Annotated in this window: 16 protein-coding genes; 10 read left to right on the top strand and 6 right to left on the bottom strand. The window is 74.1% G+C overall.

The window, feature by feature from the left end; all coding sequences use genetic code 11:
- The first annotated feature begins 17 nt into the window (after window positions 1-17).
- The 10 genes from ACWEN0_RS35750 to ACWEN0_RS35795 all read left to right on the top strand — a co-directional run bounded on the left by ACWEN0_RS35750 (window position 18) and on the right by ACWEN0_RS35795 (window position 13,723).
- On the top strand, window positions 18-272 hold the full coding sequence (locus ACWEN0_RS35750; RefSeq protein ID WP_451983816.1) for a phosphopantetheine-binding protein: 255 nt from the start codon (window positions 18-20) through the stop codon (window positions 270-272).
- Window positions 266-1,507 (top strand): beta-ketoacyl-[acyl-carrier-protein] synthase family protein, encoded by a 1,242-nt coding sequence (locus ACWEN0_RS35755; RefSeq protein ID WP_451983818.1) that lies wholly within the window; start codon window positions 266-268, stop codon window positions 1,505-1,507. Before ACWEN0_RS35750 ends, ACWEN0_RS35755 begins: the two co-directional genes overlap by 7 nt.
- Before the next feature lie 41 nt (window positions 1,508-1,548).
- Window positions 1,549-2,628 (top strand): beta-ketoacyl synthase N-terminal-like domain-containing protein, encoded by a 1,080-nt coding sequence (locus tag ACWEN0_RS35760; protein WP_451983820.1) that lies wholly within the window; start codon window positions 1,549-1,551, stop codon window positions 2,626-2,628.
- The gene (locus ACWEN0_RS35765; RefSeq protein WP_451983822.1) at window positions 2,625-3,026 is read left to right on the top strand and encodes a 3-hydroxyacyl-ACP dehydratase FabZ family protein; all 402 of its coding nucleotides are present in this window, start codon (window positions 2,625-2,627) and stop codon (window positions 3,024-3,026) included. Before ACWEN0_RS35760 ends, ACWEN0_RS35765 begins: the two co-directional genes overlap by 4 nt.
- Window positions 3,023-3,511 carry a 3-hydroxyacyl-ACP dehydratase FabZ family protein gene (locus tag ACWEN0_RS35770; protein ID WP_451983824.1) on the top strand — a complete coding sequence of 163 codons (489 nt, stop codon included), beginning with the start codon at window positions 3,023-3,025 and terminating at the stop codon, window positions 3,509-3,511. Before ACWEN0_RS35765 ends, ACWEN0_RS35770 begins: the two co-directional genes overlap by 4 nt.
- Window positions 3,508-4,260 carry a 3-oxoacyl-ACP reductase FabG gene (gene fabG / locus ACWEN0_RS35775; RefSeq protein ID WP_451983826.1) on the top strand — a complete coding sequence of 251 codons (753 nt, stop codon included), beginning with the start codon at window positions 3,508-3,510 and terminating at the stop codon, window positions 4,258-4,260. Before ACWEN0_RS35770 ends, fabG begins: the two co-directional genes overlap by 4 nt.
- A gap of 18 nt (window positions 4,261-4,278) precedes the next feature.
- Window positions 4,279-5,010 carry a DsbA family protein gene (locus ACWEN0_RS35780; protein WP_451983828.1) on the top strand — a complete coding sequence of 244 codons (732 nt, stop codon included), beginning with the start codon at window positions 4,279-4,281 and terminating at the stop codon, window positions 5,008-5,010.
- A 313-nt stretch (window positions 5,011-5,323) separates the two neighbouring features.
- Window positions 5,324-8,167, top strand: a complete 2,844-nt coding sequence (locus tag ACWEN0_RS35785; RefSeq protein ID WP_451983830.1) for a helix-turn-helix transcriptional regulator — start codon at window positions 5,324-5,326, stop codon at window positions 8,165-8,167.
- A gap of 37 nt (window positions 8,168-8,204) precedes the next feature.
- Window positions 8,205-10,988, top strand: coding sequence for an AAA family ATPase (locus ACWEN0_RS35790; protein ID WP_451983832.1), 2,784 nt, complete (start codon window positions 8,205-8,207; stop codon window positions 10,986-10,988).
- Window positions 10,982-13,723 carry an AAA family ATPase gene (locus tag ACWEN0_RS35795; RefSeq protein WP_451983834.1) on the top strand — a complete coding sequence of 914 codons (2,742 nt, stop codon included), beginning with the start codon at window positions 10,982-10,984 and terminating at the stop codon, window positions 13,721-13,723. The genes ACWEN0_RS35790 and ACWEN0_RS35795 overlap by 7 nt, the downstream gene beginning before the upstream one ends.
- 4 nt (window positions 13,724-13,727) lie before the next feature.
- Here ACWEN0_RS35795 and ACWEN0_RS35800 read toward each other — a convergent pair whose 3' ends face one another.
- From ACWEN0_RS35800 to ACWEN0_RS35825, 6 genes are all read right to left on the bottom strand, one after another.
- Complete coding sequence (locus ACWEN0_RS35800; protein WP_451983836.1) at window positions 13,728-14,990, bottom strand: fatty acid desaturase family protein; 1,263 nt, start codon at window positions 14,988-14,990, stop codon at window positions 13,728-13,730.
- A gap of 16 nt (window positions 14,991-15,006) precedes the next feature.
- The gene (locus ACWEN0_RS35805; protein ID WP_451983838.1) at window positions 15,007-16,104 is read right to left on the bottom strand and encodes a ferredoxin reductase; all 1,098 of its coding nucleotides are present in this window, start codon (window positions 16,102-16,104) and stop codon (window positions 15,007-15,009) included.
- 96 nt (window positions 16,105-16,200) lie between these two features.
- The gene (locus ACWEN0_RS35810; RefSeq protein ID WP_451983840.1) at window positions 16,201-17,766 is read right to left on the bottom strand and encodes a hypothetical protein; all 1,566 of its coding nucleotides are present in this window, start codon (window positions 17,764-17,766) and stop codon (window positions 16,201-16,203) included.
- Between the two features lie 2 nt (window positions 17,767-17,768).
- Complete coding sequence (locus ACWEN0_RS35815; protein ID WP_451983842.1) at window positions 17,769-19,742, bottom strand: hypothetical protein; 1,974 nt, start codon at window positions 19,740-19,742, stop codon at window positions 17,769-17,771.
- Between the two features lie 73 nt (window positions 19,743-19,815).
- Complete coding sequence (locus ACWEN0_RS35820) at window positions 19,816-21,453, bottom strand: beta-1,3-glucanase family protein (protein WP_451983844.1); 1,638 nt, start codon at window positions 21,451-21,453, stop codon at window positions 19,816-19,818.
- Window positions 21,454-21,593: 140 nt separating this feature from the next.
- Window positions 21,594-22,226 (bottom strand): 3-oxoacid CoA-transferase subunit B, encoded by a 633-nt coding sequence (locus ACWEN0_RS35825; RefSeq protein ID WP_451983846.1) that lies wholly within the window; start codon window positions 22,224-22,226, stop codon window positions 21,594-21,596.
- Window position 22,227 lies beyond the last annotated feature (1 nt).

The following is a 22,227-nucleotide window of genomic DNA, read 5'->3' on the forward strand; positions in this document are numbered from 1 at the left end:
CCGAAGGAAGAACGAAGATGACCAGCACCGAAACCGCCTCCCGCACCGCCCGCATCAAGGAGATCGTCTGCGACGTCCTCGAGATCGACGAGGACGAGATGACGCCGACCAGCCTCTTCGTCGACGACCACGGCGCCGACTCGCTCCTGGCGATCGAGATCCTGGCGCTGCTGGAGAAGGAGTTCAAGGTGACCATCGAGCAGGCCGAGCTGCCGCGCATGGTCAACCTGACCGCCGTGCACGAAGTGGTCGCGGAGAGCGCGGGATGGTGACGGCCCACCGGGTGGTGCTCACCGGGCTCGGCGCGCTGTCGAGCATCGGCCAGGGCGCCGAGGAGTTCGCGGCGGGCCTGCGGGCCGGGCGCAGCGGCGCGCGCGACATCACCGGGTTCGACACCACCGGGTTCGACCACTCCCGCGGCTGCGAGGTGCGCGGCTTCGAACCCCGCGACTGGATCCGGAACCTGCCCGTCGAGTCGCTGGGCCGGGCGAGCCGGTTCGCGGTGGCGGCGGCCCGGATGGCGATCGACGACGCCGGCGTCGCGCACGACTGGCTGCGGTCGCGCCGGGGGATGGTCGCGATCGGGACCACCGACGGCGAGTCGAACGTGCTCGACGAGCTCGCCGCGGCCGGGATCGACGGCGGCCGGGAAGCACTGGCCCCGAGCGAGGTCCGGCGGGTGCCGCCGACCCGGCTGTCCACGGCGATCGCCCGCGAACTGGGGCTGGGCGACGTCGAGGCGACCACGATCGCGACCGCGTGCTCGGCGGGCAACTACGCGCTCGGCTACGGCTTCGACGCGGTGAAGGCGGGGGAGGTGGACTTCGCGCTGTGCGGGGGAGCGGACGCGGTCTGCCGCAAGACCTTCGCCGGGTTCTACCGGCTGGGGACGATAGCGCCGGACAACTGCCGGCCGTTCGACATCGGCCGCAAGGGCATCCTCACCGGTGAGGGTGCCGGTGTGCTCCTGCTGGAGACGCTGGAGTCCGCGCTCGCGCGCGGCGCGCGGATCCACGCGGAGGTACTGGGGTACGGACTGAACTGCGACGCCTACCACCAGGTGGCGCCGAACCAGGACGGCGTGGCGAACTGCATGCGGCTGGCCCTGGCCGACGCCGGGCTCGACCCGGCCCAGGTCGACCTCGTCTCGGCGCACGGGACGGGCACGAAGGCCAACGACGTCACCGAGTGCGGCGCGATCCACGACGTGTTCGGGGCCGACGTGCCGCGCACGGTGTCGCTGAAGTCGATGCTCGGCCACACCATGGGGGCGGCCAGCGCGCTCGCCGCGATCGCCGGCGCGCTGGCGATCCGGGAAGGCTTCGTGTTCCCGACCATCAACCACGTCGAGACCGACCCGGAGTGCGCGGTCGACTGCGTGCCCAACCACGCCGTCGAAGCCGAGATCGACGTGGTGCAGAACAACGGGATGGCGTTCGGCGGCAACAACGCGAGCGTCGTCCTCGGCCGCTACCCGGCACTGGCGGGCTCGGGCCGGGCCGCCTGACGCGGGCGGTGGGACCAGACGACGCACTGAGGAGTGAGCAGATGAGCGCAACGGCGAGCGGGGCGGTGATCACCGCGTGGTCGGCGGTGTCGCCCTTCGGGATCGACCGCAAGCATTTCCTGGACGGGCTCCGCTCCGGCGAGCCCGCCCGCCGGGCCGCACTGGCCGAAGACGGGGTGCCCGGCGAGCGCGGCCACGTCGTCCCGGACTTCGACATCCGGGAGGTGCTGGGCCGCAAGGGAACCCGTGCGATGGACCGGGTGACGGCGCTGGCCGTGACCGCGGTGGGGCAGGTCTTCGAAACCGGGCCCGCGGCCGGGCCGGGGACCGCGCCCGAGGGCACCGGGCTGGTGCTCGCCACGAGCGGGAGCACGCAGAGCATGATGGACTTCACGCGTTCGTCGCTGCTCGGCGACAAGCCCTACCACGTCGACCCGGCGCGCATGCCCAACACGGTGATGAACTGCGCCGCGGGCCGCTGCGCGATCTGGTACGGGCTGAACGGGCCCAACGTCACCCTCGCCAGCGGCCGGGGTTCGGGCCTGTCGGCGTTCCGCTACGCGACCCGGCTGCTCGCCCGCGGGCGGGCGAGCACCGTGCTGGTGGGCGGAGCGGAGGAGTACTCCGCCGACCGGGCGTGGCTCGACTTCCACAGCCGTGAAGGCGATCCGGCGGCCCGGCCGCTGGGGGAGGGCGCCTGCATGGTGCTGCTGGAACCGGCCGGAGCCGTGACCGAGGGCCGGCCGCAGGCCGAGACGCTCGCGATCACCTCGCGGGTCTTCCCGGCCGACGACCTGCGCGAGGCGTCGCGGGAGTGCGTGCTCGCCGCGTTGCGCGAATCCGGCGTCGAGGCGGGGGAGGTCGACGTGGTCGTGCCGTCCGGGCTGTCCGGCCGGTTCGGCGCGCAGGAGAGCGAGGTCCTCGACGCGCTCTTGGCGGGGGCCCGCCGACTCGACCTCGGCGCCCTGATCGGGGACCTCGGTGCCGCGTCGGCGTGCTTCGGGGTGGCGGCGGCGCTCGGCCAGGCCGAGACCGGCGCGCGGCTGGCCGTCGTGACGTCGGCCGACCCGGACGGAACGGTCGCCTGCGGGGTCTTCCGGCTGCCGGGTGACGGGCGTTGACGGCGCCGGCGAGCCCGGTCCGGGGCACGGTCGAAGTGCTCGAGACCGGCGCTCCGGCGGGCGGTGACGGCTGGCACGCGAAGGCCCGGTTCGGGGTCCGCGAGATCGAACCGGTCTTCGCGGGCCACTACCCGGGGCTGCCGCTCTTCCCGGGGGTGTGCCTGGTGGAGTGCGTGCACCAGGGCGCGGTCGCGTCCCCGCCGCCTGGCACCGGAGCCCTGCGGCTGGCCGAGCTGGGCTCCGCCCGGTTCGTCTCGGCCGTGGTGCCGGGTGACGTGCTCGACCTGGCGCTGGACTGGCGGCGCGAGGACGGCGGCTGGCGGGTCTCGGCCCGGATCGGCACCGCGCGGGGGCGCGCGGCGACGGTCCGGCTGCACTACACGGAGGACCCGGCGTGATCGGCGGGGCGGGCGTGCGGGAGCTGCTGCCGCACCGGTACCCGATCCTGCTGGTGGACCGGGTCCTGGAACTGGAACCGGGGGTGCGCGCGGTCACCGCCAAGGCCGTGACCGCGAACGAACCGTGGTACGCGACGGTCGGCGAAAACGCCGGCGAGGAGCAGCTGGCCTATCCCGACGTGCTGCTCGTCGAGTCGTTCGCGCAGTCGGCCGGCGTGCTCGGCGTCACCGGCGGCGCGTCGGGGGCCGGGCGGGTGACGCTGATCGGCTCGGTGTCCGGGGTTCGCTTCCACAGCAAGGTGTTCCCCGGTGATCTGGTGGAGCACCGGCTGAGCGTGGTCCGCGTGTTCGAAGACAGCGCGATCGTCGCGGGGGAGAGCACGGCGGGCGGGCGCCCGGTGCTCAGCGTCGAGCGCATGGTGCTGGCGTTCCGGCCCGAAGCGGACCTGGACGTCTTCGAGGAAAACGGGACAGGAGAGACATGACTGGGGACCGAGAACACCCGAAGGTGGCGTTGGTCAGCGGCGGGTCGCGGGGCATCGGCGCGGCCGTGGTCCGGCGGCTCGCCGAGGACGGCTGGGACGTCGGGTTCTGCTACCGCTCGGACGAGCAGGCGGCGACCGAGGTCGAGAAGCTGGCCGGGGAGTCCGGCGTGCGCGTGCTCGGGGTGCGGGTGGACGTCACCCGCCCGGCCGAGGTGCGCGACTGGATCGAGCGGGTCGAGGGTGAGCTGGGGCCCGTCGGGGCCGTGGTCACCTCGGCCGGGATCACCCGGGACCAGCCGCTGGCGCTGATGTCCGACGACCAGTGGAACGACGTCCTGCACACGAATCTCGACGGCGTTTACCACGTGTGCCGGCCGGCGATCTTCGCGATGATGAAACGGCGTGCGGGCTGCGTCGTGAACCTGTCGTCGGTTTCCGGGGTGTACGGGAATCCGGCGCAGACGAACTATTCGGCCGCCAAGGCCGGGATCATCGGGTTCACCCGCGCGCTGGCCAAGGAGGTCGGCCGGTACGGCATCCGGGCGAACGCCGTGGCGCCGGGGATCATCGACACCGAGATGACGCGCGCGATGACGACGGCCGCGCGCGAGAAGATGCTGAAGGCCATTCCGCTGCGGCGGTTCGGAACGGCGGCCGAGGTGGCCGACCTGGTTTCGTTCCTCGCCTCGCCGCGCGCGGCCTACGTCACCGGATCCGTTTTCCAGATAGACGGCGGAATAACCGTCTGACGACACAGGAGGTAGTTCATGGCGCGCCGGAACGCGCAACCGCGCTGGTATTTCTCCCTGCGGAGCCCGTATTCGTGGTTCTGTTACCGGGAACTGGCCGAAACCGAGCCCGAAGTGCTCGACGAGGCGGAATGGATCCCGGTGTGGGAACCCGACGCGGTCTCCGCGCGGGCGCTCGCCGAGCGCGGGGTCGAGCTGCCGGTGATGCCGATGTCACGGGCCAAGAACTTCTACATCCTCCAGGACACGCGGCGCCTGGCGAAGGAGCGGGGCCTGACGATGGTCTGGCCGGTCGACCGCGAACCGGTCTGGGAGGTCGCCCACCTGGCCTACCTCGCGGCGACCGACGAGGGCATGGGCCGCGCGTTCCTCGACCGCGTCACGGCGGCGCGCTGGGAACGCGGGGAGAACATCTCCGACCCGGCCGTGATCGGCGCGGTCGCCGCGGAGCTCGGGCTGGACCCGGCCCGCTACGCGGCGGCGAAGGACGACGGCGAACTGCGCCGGCGCGGGGAGGACATCCTGTCCCGGGTGTCCGACGACGGCGTCTTCGGCGTGCCGATGTTCGTCCTGGGCCGGGAAAAGTTCTGGGGGACCGACCGCCTGGGCCGGTTCCTGGACGCTTGGCGGGCCCGCGCCGCCAAGGCCGTCGCCGCGGCGGATCCCGGCCCGGATCCCGACGAGCGGCGGGAGTTCGCCGAGCTGACCAGGGCCGTCTCGGATGGCGGGCACGCGGGCGGCTGCGGCTGACCACGGAACGGGAATCGGACAACGGGGTCCGTGCCCCGTTCAGTGGATTACGCCCGAGTAGGCGGCGTTTTTCCGGTCGGGTGACCAAAAAGTGAAAGACGAAAGAACTTCAAATACGTTTCCTGCCCGTCCGGGACAGGGTTCTTGCCCCCGGTTACCCGGCTTCCCCTGATTCGCCTGTGCTGCCCCTTGTCCGCGCGACGGCCTTGTGATTTCTTGGACTTCGATCACGGACTGTCGCAGCGGGCCCACCCAGAGGCGCGGAATCCTCCGCGCCCTGGTGGGCCTGCGCAGCGGAAACGGTAGGTGGCACTTGGCTTCCCGGACCCCGTTCCCCCCACCGCCGGCCAGGCTGGTCGGCCGCCGCCGGGAGCTGGCCCGCTTCGCGGCCGGCCGGCGGCAGGCCGCCGACGGCCGGGGTCACGCACTGCTCGTGCGCGGCCCGGCGGGGATCGGCAAAACCAGTCTCGTCGCCGCGGCGCTCGACGAGACGGCGGCGGCCCTGCCCGCGGCGGGCCGGATCCTGACGGCCGCGGCCTCGCGGCAGGGCGCGAACACCGCCTACGGGGTCGTCCGGGAACTGTTCGAGCCCCTGGGGTTGGACGGTGAAGCGGGCGAGTCCCTGTTGCGGGGCAGCGCCCGGTTCGCCCGGCACGCGCTGACCACGGACGCCGCCGCGGAACCGCCCGCGGTGGGCTCCTACGCGGTGCAGCACGGGCTGTACTGGCTGGCCGCGACGCTCGCGACGCCGGGCCCGCTGGTGCTCGCCGTCGACGACGTGCAGTGGTGCGACGAGAGTTCGCTGCGCTGGCTGGAGTTCCTCGTGCGCCGCGCGCCGGACCTCCCGCTGCTCGTGGTGCTCGCGCAGCGGAGCGGGACGGCGGCCACGGCCGACGGGACCCTGGCCGAGATCGAGGGCGCGCACGACACGCGGACCCTCGACCTGGGCCCGCTGCCGCTCGACGCGGTGGCCGAGCTGATCCCGGAACCGCTGGCCACGCCGGACGGCCTGTTCGCGCGGACGTGCCTCGAAGAGACCGGCGGGAACCCGTTGCTGCTGCGGCGGATGCTCGGCGAGCTGACCCGGGCGCGGTCGGACGACGAGCGCGTCTCGCTGTCCTCGCTCGCCGGCTCGGGCCGCGCCGTGCTGGCGACCTCGACGCTCGACCGGCTCTCGGCGCCCACCCGGGCCGTCGCCATGGCCGTCGCGGTGCTCGGGAACGACGAACCGGGCCTGCTCGCGAAGCTGGCGGAGGTACCCGGCGCCGTCGTCTCGGCCGCGCTGGAAACGTTGTGGGCGCACGAGATCCTGCGCGACGGCACCCGCGACTTCGTGCACGAGCTGGTCCGGGCCGCGATCCTCGACGCCGGGGGTGCCGGCGAGCCGGCCCGGTGGCACCGCCGGGCCGCCCGGCTGCTCAGCGACGCGGGCCGGCCCGCCGAAGACGTGGCCGGGCACCTGCTCCTGCTGCCGGAGATCGACGAGTGGTGGATGGCCGGCATCCTGCGCGAGGCGGCGAAGTCCGCCACCGGCCGCGGCGCGCCGGGCACCGCGGCGCGGTACCTGCGGCGGGCACAGGCGTTCCAGCCCGACGACGTCGGCCTGCTGCTGGAGCTGGCGACCGCGCTGGCGCCCGCCGAGCCGATCGCCGCGTTCGAGCTGCTGGAGCGGGCCCGCGGGCTGGCCGCGGACGTGCGGGAAGAGGCGCGCATCGCCGTCCGGCTGGGCATGGTCGCCCTCGCCGTGCAGCGCGCGCCGGAAGCCGTGGCCGTGCTGCGCGAAGTGACCGGGCAGCTGGACGAGCGGCTCGGCGAGCCGCGGTCGGTCGCCGACGCCGGGCTGCGCACGATGACCGAGTCGATGCTGCTGATCACCGGCCTCGACGAAAAGGCCACGGTGCCGGCCGCGTTCGCCCGCGTCCGCGCCCAGGACCCGCCGGCCGGCGACGACCCGGCCGAATGCCAGCTGCTCGGCATGCGGGCGGCGGCGCACGCGCTGGAAGGCGGTTCCGCGGTGGCGGCGGCCGCGGAGGCGAGCCGGGCGCTGCGCGTCGACCCGGTCGGGCTGGGTGGCTGGGCGGCGCTGGGTGCCGGTCTCGCGCTCCAGCTCGCCGACGAGCTGAAGCCCGCGCAGGACGCGCTGGGCCGGCTGATCGAGCACGCGAGCGGCGCCGGGGACGCCTGGACGTACTGCCTCGCGCAGTGCACGCGGGCGATGTTCTGGCACTGGGCGGGCGATCTGACCGAAGCCGGGGCGGACGCGCAGGTCAGCTACGACCTGGCCCACCAGGAGTCCTGGGGCAAGACCGCGACCATGCCGCAGATCGCGCTGGCGACGGTGCTGGCCCCGCGCGGCGACGGCGCCCTCGCCGAGACCCTGCTCGACGGCATCACCCGCCCGCGGCTCGACCACTTCGCGCTGGAGTACCACTGGTACCTGATGGCGCGGGCGATGGCACGGGCCGCGCTCGGCGACCGGGAAGGCGCCCTGCGGTACCTGCGCACGTGCGGGGAAAGCCTGGCGGGAGCGGGCATGGCGAACCCGGTGTTCGCACCGTGGTGGCTGGAAGGCGCCTGCCTGCTCGCCGAAGACGGCCGGCTGGACGAAGGCCGCGAGCTGGCCGGGCACGGCCAGGCGCTCGCCACGCGCTGGGGCACGCCCCGCGCCGTGGGCATGGGCCTGCTCGCGGCCGGCGTCACGACCCGGGGCGACGAAGGCGTCGACCTGCTCACCGAAGCGGTGCGGACCCTCGACGGCGGACCCGGCCTGCGGGAACACCAGCGCGCCGAATACCTGCTGGGCCGGGCCTTGCTCGCCCGCGACGACCGGAAGGGCGCGCGGGAGCACCTGCGGCGGGCCGTCGACGGGTGCACCCGCACCGGCGACCGGCTCCTGCTCGACGCCGCGCGGGCCGCGTTGCTCGAAGCCGGGGGCCGGCCCAGAGCCGCGAGCGGTTCGGCCCTCGACACCCTGACCGGCAGCGAACGGCGTGTGGCCGAGCTGGCGGCGGGCGGCGACGGCAACCGCGCCATCGCCGAAGCCTTGTTCGTCACCGTCCGCACGGTGGAGATGCACTTGACGAGCGTCTACCGGAAGCTCAACGTGGGCGGGCGGGCCGATCTCGCCGCCGCGCTGACCCGGCGGGAGGCGGGATGAGCGCCGACGTCCGTCCGATGTGGACCGTGGCAGGGGGATGACCGTGCTCGCGGGAACCGCCGGAGCGGAGCTGCTCGCCGAACGGACGAGCGAAACCGCCCTGCTCACCAGCCTGCTCACCGAGCTCGAACGGGGGAAGTCGGGGATCGCGGTCGTCACCGGCCTGCCCGGCACCGGCCGCACCAGCCTGCTCGCGCAGCTGGCGGCCCGCGGTGCCGACCGGGAAGTGCAGGTGCTCAGCGCGCGCGGCTCGCTGACCGAGTCGGCGCTGCGCTTCGGCGTCGTCTCCCAGCTGGCTTCGGCGTTGCCCGACCGGAAGGTGGCCCACGCGCTGGGCGAGCTGCTCGCCACCGGCGCGCGCGGCGACCCCGGTTCCCCGGAGCTGTGGCACCCGTTCGTCGAGGCGGCCCGGCGGCGGCCGGTGCTGCTCCTGCTCGACGACGCGCACCTGATGGACGACTGCTCCAAGGCGTGGCTCGGCGCGTTGCTGCGGCGGCTGTGGCAGGTGCCGCTGCTGGTGGTGATCACCGGCGCGGGCGTCGTGCTGCCCTTCTTCGACCAGGAGACCGCCGAACCGTGGCAGCTGTCCGGGCTGAACTGGCACGCGACCCACGTCGTCCGGCTGCGCCCGCTGAGCCGGTCCGGGGTGGCCGAGGTCGTCCGCGCCCACGGCACCGGGCTCGGCGAGGACTTCGTCACCGACCTGCACGCGGCCACCGGCGGCAACCCCGCGCTCGTCCGCGTGGTGCTCGACCACTGCCGGACCGAACCCGAACCGGGCGCGCGCCCGGACCGGCTGGCCGCGGACGCGCGCCGCGAGCAGATGCTCGGCCTGCTCGGCCGGCTGCCCGACGACCTGCGCCGGCTGCTGCGCGCGTTCGTCGTCGCGGGCCACGTGCTCACCCCGGACCAGCTCGGCCCGCTGGCCGGCCGCCAGACGCTGGCCCCCGCGCGGGCGTGGCGGGTGCTCGTCGGCGTCGGGCTCGTGCCGGGCCGCGGCCGCTGCGCCGACCCGGGCATCGCGACCTGGGTCCTGGCGGGGATGACCCGCGCGGAACGGGCCGAGCTGTACGGCGCCGCCGCCGAGCTCGCGCACCGCTGCGCCCTGCCGGAGGAGGACGTCGCCCGGCTGCTGCTCGGCGCCGGGCCGGTGGGCACGCGCTGGGCCCTCGACGCGTTGCTCGCGGCGGCGCGCTCGGCCGCCGGCCAGGTCGGCGAGGCGGCCCCGTACTACCGCCGCGCCCTGCGCGAGCCCCTGTCCGACACCACCCGCGCCCAGCTGACCCTGGAACTGGCCGCGGCCGACGGCGCGGCCCCGCACACCGGCGAAGTGCGGCTCGCCCGGGCGGCCCTGACCACGACGACCGACCGGCTGCTGTGCGAACGCCTGGCCGCGGCGGACCTGCTCGTCACGCGCTGCGCCCCCGACCGGGCCGCCGACCTGCTCACCGGGCTCGCGCCCGGGACCGCGGAGCCCGACCAGGGCACCCTCGCCGCGCTCCACTGGCTCGCCACCGACTCGCCGGACGGCGCGCCCGCGCTCGGCATCCCGGCGTCGGCCTACGCCGAAGACCGCCTCGACCCCGACCGCGCGGGCGCCGCCGCCTGGCTCACCGCGACCCGGGGCACGGACCCGCGGCGCGCGCGGAAACTGGCCCGGGTGGCGGTTTCGCCGGGCCGGGACGGCACCCGGCTGTACGCGCCGAGGATCGCGGCGGCCTGGACGCTGATGGCCACCGACGATCCCCTCGAAGCCGCGGAAGCACTGGACGGCGTGCTCGCCGACGCGCGCCGCCGCGGCTCACGGGCCGCGGCCGCGCTGGCGTTGCTCACCCGCGGCCGGCTGAGCCTGCGGCGCGGGCGCGTCCCGGCCGCCGAAGCCGACGCCGAAGCCGCGGTCGAGGGCTACCCGCTCACCCGCTGGCCGCCGCCGATGGCCCGGGCGTTGCTGGGCTTGAAGATCCTGCTCGGCCTGGCCGCCGGCGACCGGGACGCGGCGGAACGCGCGGCGGCGAGCACGACGCGCGGAACGGTCGCGCACCGCGGGCGGCACCACCTCGACACCCAGCTGCTGTTCGCCCGCGGCCTGCTCGACTGGACCGGGCAGCGCCCGCAGGCCGCCCTGCACCACTTCCAGGAGTGCGGCCGGATCCTGCTGAGCCGCGGCTGGGTCAACCCGGCGCTGCTGCCCTGGCGGTCCCTCGCCGGCGTCGTCCAGCGCGACCTCGGCCACCCGGAAGCCGCGGAAGGACTCGTCACGGCGGAGTGGGAACTGGCCAGGGCGTGGGGAACGCGGACCGCGACCGGGCTGACGCACCTGTTCGCGGGCATCGCCCTGCCCGCCGGCAGCGCGTCGTTCCGGCTCACCCGCGCGGTCGAGGCGCTGCGGGAGTCGCCCGAGCGGATCTGGTACGTCCACGCGGTGTTGCGGCTCGCCGAGGCGCAGCTCGACACCGGCCAGGCCGCCGGGGTGTCCGGCCTGGTGCGCGAAGCCGGGCGGCTGGCCAAGGCCTACCGCCTCGAAGGCGCGTCGGCGCGGGTCCGCGAGCTGACGGCCCGGCTGGCCGCGCAGCCGCGTCCGGCGGGCTCGGCCCAGCGCGCGGGCCGCAAGCGGCAGGCGCTGTCGGCGACCTCGGCGCAGGTCGTGGACATGGTCGTGCAGGGCCTGCCGAACGCGGAGATCGCGCGGCGGCTGGCGGTCGGCAAGCGCGCGGTCGAGGTGCGGCTCACCCGCATCTACCGGCACTTCGGCGTCACCGGGCGCGCCGAGCTGCGGGAGTTGTTCGTGCTGGAGGACGGGGAGTTCGGGACGCCATGCTGATCGAGCGCGACGCCGAGCTGGCGGTGCTGGCCGACCTCCTGGAGGCCGGCGGCCGGGGCGCGGGTTCGCTGGCGGTGATCGGCGGGCGGCTCGGCTGCGGCCGGTCGGCGCTGCTGCACGCCACGGCGGGGCTCGCGGCCGACCGCGGGACGCGGGTGCTGCGCGCGTCGGCCGCGCCGACGGAACGGCAGTTCCCGCACGGGGTGGCCCGGCAGCTGCTGGAGCCGCTGGTGGCCGAGGGCCGGGACCTGCCCGCGGAGCTGAGCCTGGTCAGCCCGCCGGGGGCGGCGGAGCTGGAGGCGGGCCGCCACGCGTTGCTGCACCGGTTGTGGGTGCTGGTCGCCGAAGTCGCCGCGGACCGGCCGGTGGCGCTGCTGGTGGACGACCTGCAGTGGGCCGACGCCGAATCGCTGGGCTGGCTGGCCCACCTCGTCAACCGGCTGCGGGCGATGCCGCTGGTCGTCGTGGCCAGTGTGCTCGACGGCGACGCCGGCGCGGATCGTCCGGTGGTCGGCGACCTGGTGCGCGCGGCGGCCGCGGTTCTGCAGCCGGGGCCGTTGACCCGAGAGGGCACGCGCGCGTTCCTCGAGCGGCATTGCGGCGAGCCGGCGGGCGAACGGCTCGCCGCGGCGTGCCGGGAGGTGACCGGTGGCAGCCCGATGCTCCTGGCCGCGCTGGCGGACGCGATGCTCGCCGACGACCTCGGCCCGGGCGACGGGCAGCTGGCCGAGGTGCTGGCGTTGCGGCCGACCGGGCCGTCCCACCACATCGCCCGGTGCCTGCGGGCCCAGCCGCCGCGGGTCGCGGAGCTGGCGCGGGCGATGACGTCGTTCGGCGACGCCCGGGACACCGCCGCGCTCGGGCGGCTCAGCGGGCTCGACCCGGCGGACCTCGAGGAGGCCACGGGAGCGTTGCGGCGCCTGGGTTTGCTCGCGTCCGACGGGGTGCGCTTCGCCGGGGTCCGGATCGCCGAAGCCGTGGCGGGCACGATGACCGTGCCCGAGCAGGACGAGCTGCGGTTGCGCGCGGCCGAGGTGCTCTACACCGACGGCGCGCCGCTGGAGCGGATCGCCCGCGAGCTGCTCGCGACGACGGCCGAGCCGGCGCCGTGGGGGACCGAGGTGCTGCGGGGGGCGGCCGCGGCCGCGGCGGACCGCGGCGAGGCCGAACAGGCGGCGCAGTACCTGCGGCATGCCTTGCTGTACACGGCATCGGAACGGGGAGTGCTGCTCGCCGACCTCGTCGCGGCCGAACGCGGCCGCGATCCCGGCGCCACCACCCGGCACCTCCAGCAAGCGCTTCCCCTGCTGCCGACGCCGGCCGAGCGGGCGGACCTGCTCTGCCGCGTCCCCGCCCTCGCGACCGCGCGCAGCCGCGAGGAGACCGACCTGCTGCGCGGCACGCTCGTCGAACTGACCGCGAACGGCGGCGAAGACGACCTGCGGGCGCGGCTGGAAGCCCGGCTTTGGCTGTACGGGCAGGACAACGCGAGCACGTTCACGGCGGCGGCCGACCGGCTGCGGCGTCTCGGTCCCGACCCGGCCCCGGCGGGCCCGGGGCAGCGTGAACTGGTGGTCGCGCTCCTGCACGCGGCGACACAGGCGGAGGCGGTTCCGCGGCGGGCGGCGGCCGAGTTCGCCCACCGGGTCCTCGACCGCGAACCCGGCGGCCCGGCCCAGATGTACACGGTGCTGCCGCTGGTGACCGCGGTGCTGGTGGCGGCCGACGCCACCGAGGGCCTGGAGTCCTGGTTGTCGGCGGCGGCCGAGCCGGGGCCGGGCGAGCCCGGGCTGGCGGCCCTGCTGGCCTGGGTGAACCAGGCCAAGCTGTGGGCCGCGACGGGCGGCCCGGTCCGGGCCCGCGACCGCGCGCTCGAAGCACTCGGCCACGCGGCGCCGGACTGGTCGGCGGTGGTCACCGACTGCGTGGTCCTGCTGGCGCGCTTGGCGATCGAGCTGGGCGACGACGAGCTGGCGCTGCGCGCGCGGCAGGCCGCGGGCAGCGCACGGCTGGCGCCGTGGGAGCTGTCGATGGTCCACGGCGCGGTGGCGGTGACGGCGGGCGACCTGCCGACGGCCCTCGAGTACGTCGAGGACTACGGCCGTCAGGTCAGCCGCGCCGGCCGCACCAACCCGGCGTGGTACCCGTGGCGCCTGCTGGCCGCGTCCCTGCACGGCCGCGCGGGCCGCCGGGCACCCGCGGCCGAGCTGGTGGAGCAGGAGTACGAGCACGCCCGGCGCTGGGGCGCCCCGGCCGCGGTCGGCCGCGCGCTGCGGGCCCGCGCGGCGTTGGTCGCGGGCGCCGCGGGCGTCCGCCTGCTGCACGAGTCGGTGGCGGCGCTGGCGACGTCCGGGAACCGCCTGGAGCTGGCGAAGTCCCTGATCGCGCTGGGCCGCCGCCCGGGCGTCCCGGACGCGGAGGATCACCTCCGCCGCGGCCGCCGTCTCCGGTTGCTGTGCGACCTGCCGGAACCCGCGCCGGGGGAGGGCGTTTCACCGCGCACCTTCGCCGGCGACCCGGCCTTGACGACGACCGAGCAGCGCATCGTGGAGCTGGTCGCCCGCGGCGGCCGCAACCGCGACATCGCGGCCGAGCTGGGCGTCACGATCCGCGCCGTCGAGAAGCACCTGACGAGCGCGTACCGCAAGCTGCGCATCAAGGGCCGCGCCGAGCTGGTGATGGGCACGGCCTCGGCACCCGAGCACCACGACCTGGCCGACCCCCGCGCGGGCTGACCCCTCAAGCGGCGAGCCGGGCCTCGTCCCCTTCGTACGGCCCGGGCTTCGGCCGGACCTTCCCACCGGGGAACGCCAGCCGCAGGATCGTGCGGTGCACCGTGCCCAGCTGGCGGGAAAACGGCCCGGTGTTGTACGGCAGTCCGTACCGGTGGCAGATCTCCCGCACCTGCGGGGCGATCTCCGCGTAGCGGCTGCTCGGCATGTCCGGGAACAGGTGGTGCTCCACCTGGTAGCCGAGGTTGCCGCTCATCAGGTGGAACAGCGGCGACCCGGTGATGTTCGCCGCGCCGACGAGCTGGCGGACGTACCAGCCACCGCGGGTTTCGTGGCGGACCTCCTCCTGGCTGAACGTGTACGTCTGGTCGGGGAAGTGGCCGCAGAAGATGATCGAGTGCGCCCAGAGGTTGCGGATGATGTTCGCGGTGAAGTCGGCCCAGAACGTCGCGGCGAACGCGCTGCCGCCTTCCGACCGGGCCGCGGCGAGGCGGGCCCGGATCGCGCCCTTGCGACGCCGGCCACGGGCCCGGTCCGCCGCGACGCGCAGCCGGGAGCGCGGCTCGGGGTCGACGAGGCGGGCGACGGCGAGCTGCGCGAGGGCGCTCACCAGCGGCCAGCCGACGTAGTCCTTGAGGATCTGGTCGCGGGCCTTGCCCGAGATGCCCTTGATGTCGTGCCAGACGTCCTTCCACGGCTTCTCGCCGGCGCGGATCGCCTCGACGTCCATGTCGTGCACCGCGACGCCCCACTCGAAGAACGCCATCAGCAGCAGGTTGTACGCCGGCTGCAGCAGGTACGCCGGGTGCCACTTCTGGTGCGGGTCGATCCGCATGATCTCGTAGCCGAGGTCCTTGTCCTTGCCGCGGATGTTCGTGTACGTGTGGTGGATGAAGTTGTGCGAGTGCTTCCACGCGGCCGCCGTCGACGCGGTGTCCCAGTCCCATGTGGACGAATGGATGTACGGGTCGTTCATCCAGTCCCACTGACCGTGCAGCACGTTGTGCCCGATCTCCATGTTCTCCAGGATCTTGGCGACCGCCAGGCAGCCGGTGCCCGCCGTCCAGGCCACTTTGGACCGTGAGCCGAGCAGCAGCGCCCGGCCGGCCACCGCGATCTGCCGGTGCAGCCGGATCACGCCCTTGATGTAGCGGCGGTCGCGGTCGCCCAGGTCGGCGCGCACGTGGTCGTGGATGGCGTCGAACTCGCGGGCGAGCTCGGCGAGCTGGTCGTCGGTCAGGTGGGCGAACGGGTGCGTGACCGGGGTCATGGGTTCCTTTCTCCGCTCAGAGTTCGACCGTGACGCGCCCTTCGGCGCCGTGCACGCAGGTGCGCACGATCTCGTTGTGCTTCTCGCTGACGGCGTTGGTCCGCAGGTCGCGGATCCGGCCTTCCCGGATCGGCAGCACGCAGGTGTGGCACACGCCGACCCGGCAGCCGAAGGGCATGTCGACGCCGGCGTTCTCCCCGGCGACGAGGATCGGCGTGCCGGGCGGGCAGTCCGCGTCGAGGTTGCGGTGCGCGAACCGCACGGTGCCGCCGGCCCCCTCGGCGCCTTCCCCACCGACGATCGGCTGAAACCGTTCGTGGTGCAGCCGGTCGAGGTCGCCGTGGCTCTTCCAATGCGCTTGCAGCGCGTCGAGGAGCTCGCCGGGACCGCACGCGTAGGTTTCCCGCTCGCGCCAGTCCGGGCACAGGCGGTCCAGGTCGGCGGGGGTGAACCGGCCGTCCCGGCTCGTGATGCGCAGTTCGAGGCGGAACCCGTCGTGCTGCTTCTCGAGGGCCGCCAGCTCGTCGCCGAACGTGACGCCGTCCGCCTCCCGCGCGGAATGCACGTGGACGACGTCGCGCAGGCCGGGGCCCGGCGCGAGGTGCCGCAGCATGCTCATCACCGGGGTGATCCCGCTGCCCGCGGTGACGAACAGCAGGCCGCGGTCGAGCCGGTCCGGCAGCGTGAAGGCCCCTTCGACCTCACCGAGCCGCACGACCTCACCGGGACGCACGCGCTCGGCCAGGAACGGCGAGACGACCCCGCCGTCGACCTTCTTGGGGGTGACCGAAATCAGCCCGTCCGCCCGGTCCGGGCTCGACGTCAGCGAGTACGCGCGCCAGTGGTGGACGCCGTCGATGACGACGCCCAGCCGCACGTACTGGCCGGGCCGGTGCCCGACCCAGTCGAAGCCCGGCCGGATCAGGACGGTGGCCGCCCCGCCCCGTTCGGGCACGACGCGCTCGACGCGCCCGCGCAGCTCCCGGGTCGACCAGAGCGGGTTGATCAGTTCGAGGTAGTCGTCCGGTCGCAGCGGGGTGAACAGCCATCGCAGCGCGCGCAGGGCGCGTCGTCGCAGCGGCGACGCCGGGGGACGCATTCCTACTTCGGCCATGCCTATTGAGTGTACAGCCGTGCACTCAACTCGCAGCGCGAGGCTGCGGCGCTGCTACCCGGACTTCTCCAGGATCCGAGTACGGCTGCCTCCGGGTCAGGAGTAGGTCCAGTGGCCGAGCCAGGATTCGCGCCACGCCACGGTCAGCTCGCTCACCCCGTCCACGCCGGACCGGTCCACGTGCGCCTTCCACGCCTCCTCCAGCGACGCGCACAGCTTGGACGCGGGCAGCTCGGCGCCACCCGAGGCGAACCCGGCCAGCACCGCCTTGGGCACGGCCAGCTTCGCCTTGCCCCGGACCACCGACTGCTCGGTGGCCCGGCAGATCAGGTACTCCACGGTGGCGAGGTCGCCCGCCGACGCCCCGGTTTCGCCCACCTCGGGCGCGACCTGGGCCAGCGCGCGGTACAGGCAGTCCAGCGGCGCGGCGAGACCGCGGTGCTGGCGGGCGATCTCCCACGACACCCACACGGCCATGCAGTCGGGCATCTGGAACGGCCGGTAGGCGAACGCGGGCCCGGCGAACGTCTGGTAGCCGCCGGTCGGGTCCGGCGTGGCGGAGCCCGGGCCGTCGGGGTCGGGCGGCAGGCCGAGCCGCTTGAACAGCTCGCGCAGCAGCTTGTGCGGCCGGGCCGGGGTCGAGGACTCGCCGAGCAGCTTGCCGAGGATGCGGTTCAGCCGGTCGGCGGCCACGCCGTGGATCGCCAGCTGCAGGTGGACGAACGCGACGTCCGAGAGCGTGGTGCCCGCGCAGCCGACCACGCCGACCTGGGGGTAGCGCTGCAGGAACGAGACGATCGCGTGCGTGGAGCCGATCCTCGCCGGCCCGACGAAGGTCACCGGCAGGCAGGTGCCGATGCGCTGGCGGGACCGGAGGTCGCCGTTGTACAGCGGCGAGAACTCGCCGTCGGCGTGGTAGACCTCGAACCAGTTCCCCTGCCGGTGACCCGGGCGCGTGTCGGCGAGCCAGAAGCTGTACCCGTGCTTCTCGCACAGTTCCCGGAACCGGTCGGCCAGCTCGAACCGCGCGGCCGCGGAGACGTCCCGCAGCGCGATCGCGAACCGGACGGCCAGCGACGCGCACGGCGGCGCGATCTCCTTGCGGGTGCGCAGGTCGTGGTTGCGGGTCTTCACGATCGTCGGCAGCTGGGCCGGGCACTGCAGCGAAAGCAGCGGTGCGTCGATCAGCGCGGCCGCGGCGTCGGAGATCTCCCGCAGCAGGTCGCGCACGGCCAGGCCGTGCCATTCGCAGACCTCGCGCGCCGCCGGGTCGACCGCGATCAGGCCTTCGAAGGTCTGCGCGGACTCGTAGATGAACGTCGGGTTGGGCGAGGTCGTCTGGTGGAAGACCCAGCCGCCCGCGTTCTCCTCGGGGCGTTCCGCCGGCTGCGGGCCGCCGGGGCGCCGGACCACCTCCGTGCCGTCCGGGGGCTTGCGGGTGCGGGTGCCGATGACGACGCCGGCGCCGTTGGTGGCCGAGCACAGCGTCTCGAGGAAGACCGCGTTGTCGGCGTCCGCGTCGACGAGGTCGCGCAGGTAGCCGTGGCGCGCCATCGCGTGGTGCACCTCGAAGTCCACTGTGGTCACCGGCTGCCGTGCGATCTCGAACCCGGCCCTGGCCAGGTCGGCCACGTTCCGCACGGAGATCCGCTGGCCGCGCATCTTCACCACCCCCCGGACGAGTCGAACCGGACGTCGGCGTCCAGTGGCCTGCGGCGGTCCCGGCCGCCGGTGCCGGCCCAGCGCGGCACGCCGATGCGGGACAGCGGGATCGCCGACTCCCGCCACGACGCCTGGCCGAGCAGCACGAGCGCGGCGAGCACCGGCAGTCCGACCGCGATCGTGAGCGTGACCTGCACGACCTCGCCGCTGGTCTTCGTCGCGACGGCGGCGGCGAACGCGGCGACGGCCGCGATGCTCAGCTGGACCAGCGCCTGCGGCAGCGTGCCGAGGTAGCCGAGCACCGTCCGCCGCGGCGGCAGCGACAGGCGGCTGTAGAGGAACCCGGGCAACAGCAGCAGCATCGTGATCACGGACTGGCCGTCGCCGATGTGGTCGAGCGCCTCGGTGGCGGCCCGGCCGTAGGGCCACGGGCTGCCCACCAGCATCCAGCCGAGCACGAACGAGACCGCAGCGACGGCCAGCGCGTAGAACGTCACGTTGAGCGGCCCGGACTTCGTGGAGTCCTTGAGCACGAGCGTCGCGCGCACGCGGACGTGGTCGCCGCGCGGGTCGCGGCCGCCGGAGCGGCGCCAGTACGCCCGGGCCTCGTTGTCGGCGATCCCGGTGACCAGCACCAGGTCCTGGCCGAACTCGCGGTCGGTCAGCTCCCGCGCGGCCTCGCGGAGGTTGGCGGAGGTGAACTCCGGGTGCCGCCGCAGCGAGTTGTCGAGCTCGTTGCTGCCGGTCCGGACCGCTTCGCCGGTCGTGGCCGCGGCGGCGAGCCGGTGGCACGCCGGCAGGCTGCGCGGGGCCAGCTCGACGCCCGACTGGCCGGCTTCCCACTTGCGGCGGCGCAGCAGGTCCGCCAGCCGCCGCAGCACGGTCTGCGCCTGCAGCTCCAGGATCTTGTGCCGGGCGCCGTCGGCCTCCTGCAGCGGAGCGGCGTCCTGCCGCTCGGCCAGCGAGACGAGGTCCTCGGCCAGGCCTTCGACCTGGTGCTGGTCGGCGTCCGTGGACAGGTACATCCGGGAGATCTCGGCCTCCGGCGCGGTCCGGGCCACCAGGTGGTAGGACTTCAGCGTCGCCGGGATCATGGTTTCGTAGCCCACGACGTAGCCGCGCCGGCTGGAGGCCAGCCGCCGCCACTGCTCCTTCGCTACGGGCTGCCGCGCGTCGACGTGCAACGGGGTCTCGTAGCTGAGCCGGTGTTCCTCGACCGAGTCGTCCAGGGCCACCACCAGCATGTAGTCGCGGACCGCGACGTTCAGCAGGTACGCGTATTCGACCAGCAGGTCGGCACAGCCGGAGAGGATGTCCAGGGCCAGTTCCCGGCATTGCCTGCCGTAGCCGGCGACCGTGCCGCCGGCCGGCGCGAGCGTGAACTCTTCCTCCGGGTGGTTCCGCTCGGTGAGCAGGGTCAGCAGTGCCTGCTGGATGAGCCAGCGCGGTTCGTGCACCTGGAACAGGAAGGTGTTCAGCTCGTGCTTGGCGGTCTGCGCGTTCTCGTCGCCGGCCAGGATCCCGCGCAGCAGCCGGTAGAGCCCGGCGGCGACCAGCCGGGACGCCTCGTGCTGGGTGAGCCGCGGCAGTTTCTGGCCGGCGCTGTCGAAGACGTCGATGGGCGAGACGTCCCGCCGCGGCAACCGCGCGAGCGGCACCCACAGGGAGCGTTGCCGCGCCGGCCGCGACGCGGCCCGCTCGCCGTGCTCCTGGCCGATGAGGTCCTGCAACTGGGCCGTCGCCTGGCGCTGGCCCTCGTCGAGGAGCTTGAGGCTGACGTCGACTTCGGTGCTGCGCCGCGCGGTCCCGTGCTCGACGACCGTCAGCCGCTCGGTCAGCCGGCGCACGTGGTTGAGCCGCAACGAGGTGTCCAGGAGCGCCAGCCCGACGGCGGCGCCCTGCCGGGACAGCCGCGGCGGGGCGCCGGGGATGGGAATGGTTTCGATCGCGTGCCGGAGACTGTCGATGCCGTCCACCCCACTGAGAGTAGGAGGCGGCACGGCGGGAGACGAGCGGTTCGCGAATTCCGGCTGCCCGTCTCCCCGCGCCCTACCGGGTGAAGGTGAACCAGTTGATGTTGACGAAGTCCGCCGAACCGCCCGAGAACGTCAGGTAGAGGTCGTGGACGCCGGTCGCCGAGCTGACGATGTTCGCCGGGACCGTCTGCCACGTCTGCCAGCCGCCGTTGTTGGCGAAGTCGATCTCGGCGAGGATCGGGCCGGACTGGCTGTCCACCCGGGCCCGGATCGCGCCGCTGACGCCCGCGGCCGCGCCCGAGGCGAGCCGGGCGACGAACTGGAGCGGTGAGCTCGAGCCGAAGTCGACGGCCGAGTACTTCAGCCAGTCGCCGTTGGCGATCCAGCCGACGTCGACGCCGCCACCGATGTCACTGCACGCCTCGGTCTGGACGCCGTTCTGCGCGCTGAAGGACTCCGCCTGGATCGTCGAGTACGCGCTCACCCCGCCCCCGGTGGGCGGCGGCGTGGTGCCGCCCGCACCCGGGCCCAGCGAGACGGTCCACGACGTCGGCGCCGGATCCTGGAGGTGCCCGTCGACCGGCTGCGAGTTGGTCGGGCCGACGTCGTCGTACGGGAAGGCGTAGCCGATCGACGCGTACTGGTGGACCAGGCGGGCGTAGTGGTTCGTGGTCGCGTCCTTGTAGTACTGCGAGGGGGTGACGCCGTCGGGCTGGTTGTTGCCGCCCGAGACCAGCAGGCTGCTGCGGTTGAGCGCGGCCGCGAGCCGGGCCGCGACCGCGCCGCGCGCGTCCGCCCCGGAGTTGTACAGCGGGCCGCTCGCGCAGCCGAAGATGTCCGCGGCGCTCGGCTTGGTGAACGGCACGCCGTTGGTGTTGAGGCCGCTGAACACCAGCGTGTCCCCGCTGACCGTGCCGGTGTAGGCGCCGATGCCGCCCTGCCCGTTGATCGTCAGCGGCGTGCTGCGGTAGTGGTCCCAGACGGCGTTCAGGTAGGTGGTCCAGTAGCCGCCGAAGTCCGTGGGGGAGTGGCTCGGGGCGAGCACCCGCACGACCTTGCCGGACGCGTCGGTGACGACCAGCCGGTCCCACGGCGCGCCGTCGGCGGTGTGCTGGGCGCGCAGGCCGTCGGCGATGGCACCGAGCGCGCCGTCCGGCAGCGGGCTGACCGACTGCGCGCCCGCCGCGCCCGTCGTGGCCATGGAGACCGGCAGGGCCACCATGTCGACGTAACTGATGTTCGCGTAGAGGTTGGCGCTGTTGTAGGTGAACTCGCAGAACGTCCAGTTCGTCTGCCAGTTCGGGTCCGAGCTGGTGAAGCCGGGCTGCACCAGGCCGGGACCGGGGTTGACGAAGAACTGGATCTTCTTGTCCACCGAGAACCACACCCGGCCGCCGATGACGTAGTCGGTCAGCGTCACGGTCTTCTGGGTGCCGGAGCCGGTCAACGGGATCGAGTAGTCGGGGATCGGCGTCACCGGCGACGACGGGTTCGCCAACGGCTGGAACCGGCCGTCGGCGGTGACGAACCCCGGCCGGCCCGAGCTGTCCGAGCCGCTGATGTACGCGTAGACCGTGCCGCTGCCCGAATTGTTCTTCAGCGTCAACGGCAGGGCCGCGGCGGCACGCGCTTTCGCGGTCGCGGACCACAGCGGCGTGCTCGCCACGGCGGCCGCCAAGCCCGCGGTGACGAAGGTACGTCTGGACAGCATGGGGCACCTCCTGGGGAAAGGCGGGGAAAACGCATCCCGCCGAACGGGGTGGCCGAACGGTAGGTACCCCTTGCCAGGTGGTCAATATCCCGCGTGCCCGCTCGGGCACGAACGTTCCTCGAAGGTGCCCTTTCGGCCGCTCAGGGGACGCGGATCCGGGGTCCGGTCTTGGTCTGGACCTCCTCGATGCCGACCTCCGGCGCCAGCTCGACGAGCTCGAGACCGTCCGGGGTGACGTCGAGGACGCACAGGTCGGTGATGATCCGCTGGACCACCCCGCGGCCGGTGTAGGGCAGCGTGCACTCGTCGACGATCTTGTGGCTGCCGTCGCGCGCGACGTGCTCCATCAGCACGATGACCTTCTTCGCGCCGTGGACCAGATCCATCGCGCCGCCCATGCCCTTGACCATCTTGCCGGGGATCATCCAGTTCGCGATGTCGCCCGCCGCGGACACCTGCATGGCGCCGAGGATCGCCGCGTCGATCTTGCCGCCGCGGATCATGCCGAAGGAGAGCGTGGAGTCGAAGAACGACGCACCCTTCCGGACCGTGACGGTCTCCTTGCCCGCGTTGATCAGGTCGGGGTCGACCTCGTCCTCGGCCGGGTAGGGGCCCACGCCGAGGATGCCGTTTTCCGACTGCAGCACCAGTTCGACGTCGTCCGGGACGTGGTTGGGCACGAGCGTCGGCAGGCCGATCCCGAGGTTGACGTAGTCGCCGTCACGCAGTTCGGCGGCGGCGCGGGCGGCCATCGCGGTGCGGTTCCAAGCCATG

It is taken from the genome of Amycolatopsis sp. NPDC004378 (assembly GCF_053602455.1).

What these genes read in the sequence shown, in the direction of transcription:
- ACWEN0_RS35780 (WP_451983828.1), top strand. Translation starts at nt 4,279, where the DNA reads ATGGCGCGCCGGAACGCGCAACCGCGCTGGTATTTCTCCCTGCGGAGC.
- fabG (WP_451983826.1), top strand. Translation starts at nt 3,508, where the DNA reads ATGACTGGGGACCGAGAACACCCGAAGGTGGCGTTGGTCAGCGGCGGG.
- ACWEN0_RS35820 (WP_451983844.1), bottom strand. Translation starts at nt 21,453, where the DNA reads ATGCTGTCCAGACGTACCTTCGTCACCGCGGGCTTGGCGGCCGCCGTG.
- ACWEN0_RS35750 (WP_451983816.1), top strand. Translation starts at nt 18, where the DNA reads ATGACCAGCACCGAAACCGCCTCCCGCACCGCCCGCATCAAGGAGATC.
- ACWEN0_RS35760 (WP_451983820.1), top strand. Translation starts at nt 1,549, where the DNA reads ATGAGCGCAACGGCGAGCGGGGCGGTGATCACCGCGTGGTCGGCGGTG.
- ACWEN0_RS35755 (WP_451983818.1), top strand. Translation starts at nt 266, where the DNA reads ATGGTGACGGCCCACCGGGTGGTGCTCACCGGGCTCGGCGCGCTGTCG.
- ACWEN0_RS35805 (WP_451983838.1), bottom strand. Translation starts at nt 16,104, where the DNA reads ATGGCCGAAGTAGGAATGCGTCCCCCGGCGTCGCCGCTGCGACGACGC.
- ACWEN0_RS35810 (WP_451983840.1), bottom strand. Translation starts at nt 17,766, where the DNA reads ATGCGCGGCCAGCGGATCTCCGTGCGGAACGTGGCCGACCTGGCCAGG.
- ACWEN0_RS35795 (WP_451983834.1), top strand. Translation starts at nt 10,982, where the DNA reads ATGCTGATCGAGCGCGACGCCGAGCTGGCGGTGCTGGCCGACCTCCTG.
- ACWEN0_RS35790 (WP_451983832.1), top strand. Translation starts at nt 8,205, where the DNA reads ATGACCGTGCTCGCGGGAACCGCCGGAGCGGAGCTGCTCGCCGAACGG.
- ACWEN0_RS35800 (WP_451983836.1), bottom strand. Translation starts at nt 14,990, where the DNA reads ATGACCCCGGTCACGCACCCGTTCGCCCACCTGACCGACGACCAGCTC.
- ACWEN0_RS35825 (WP_451983846.1), bottom strand. Translation starts at nt 22,226, where the DNA reads ATGGCTTGGAACCGCACCGCGATGGCCGCCCGCGCCGCCGCCGAACTG.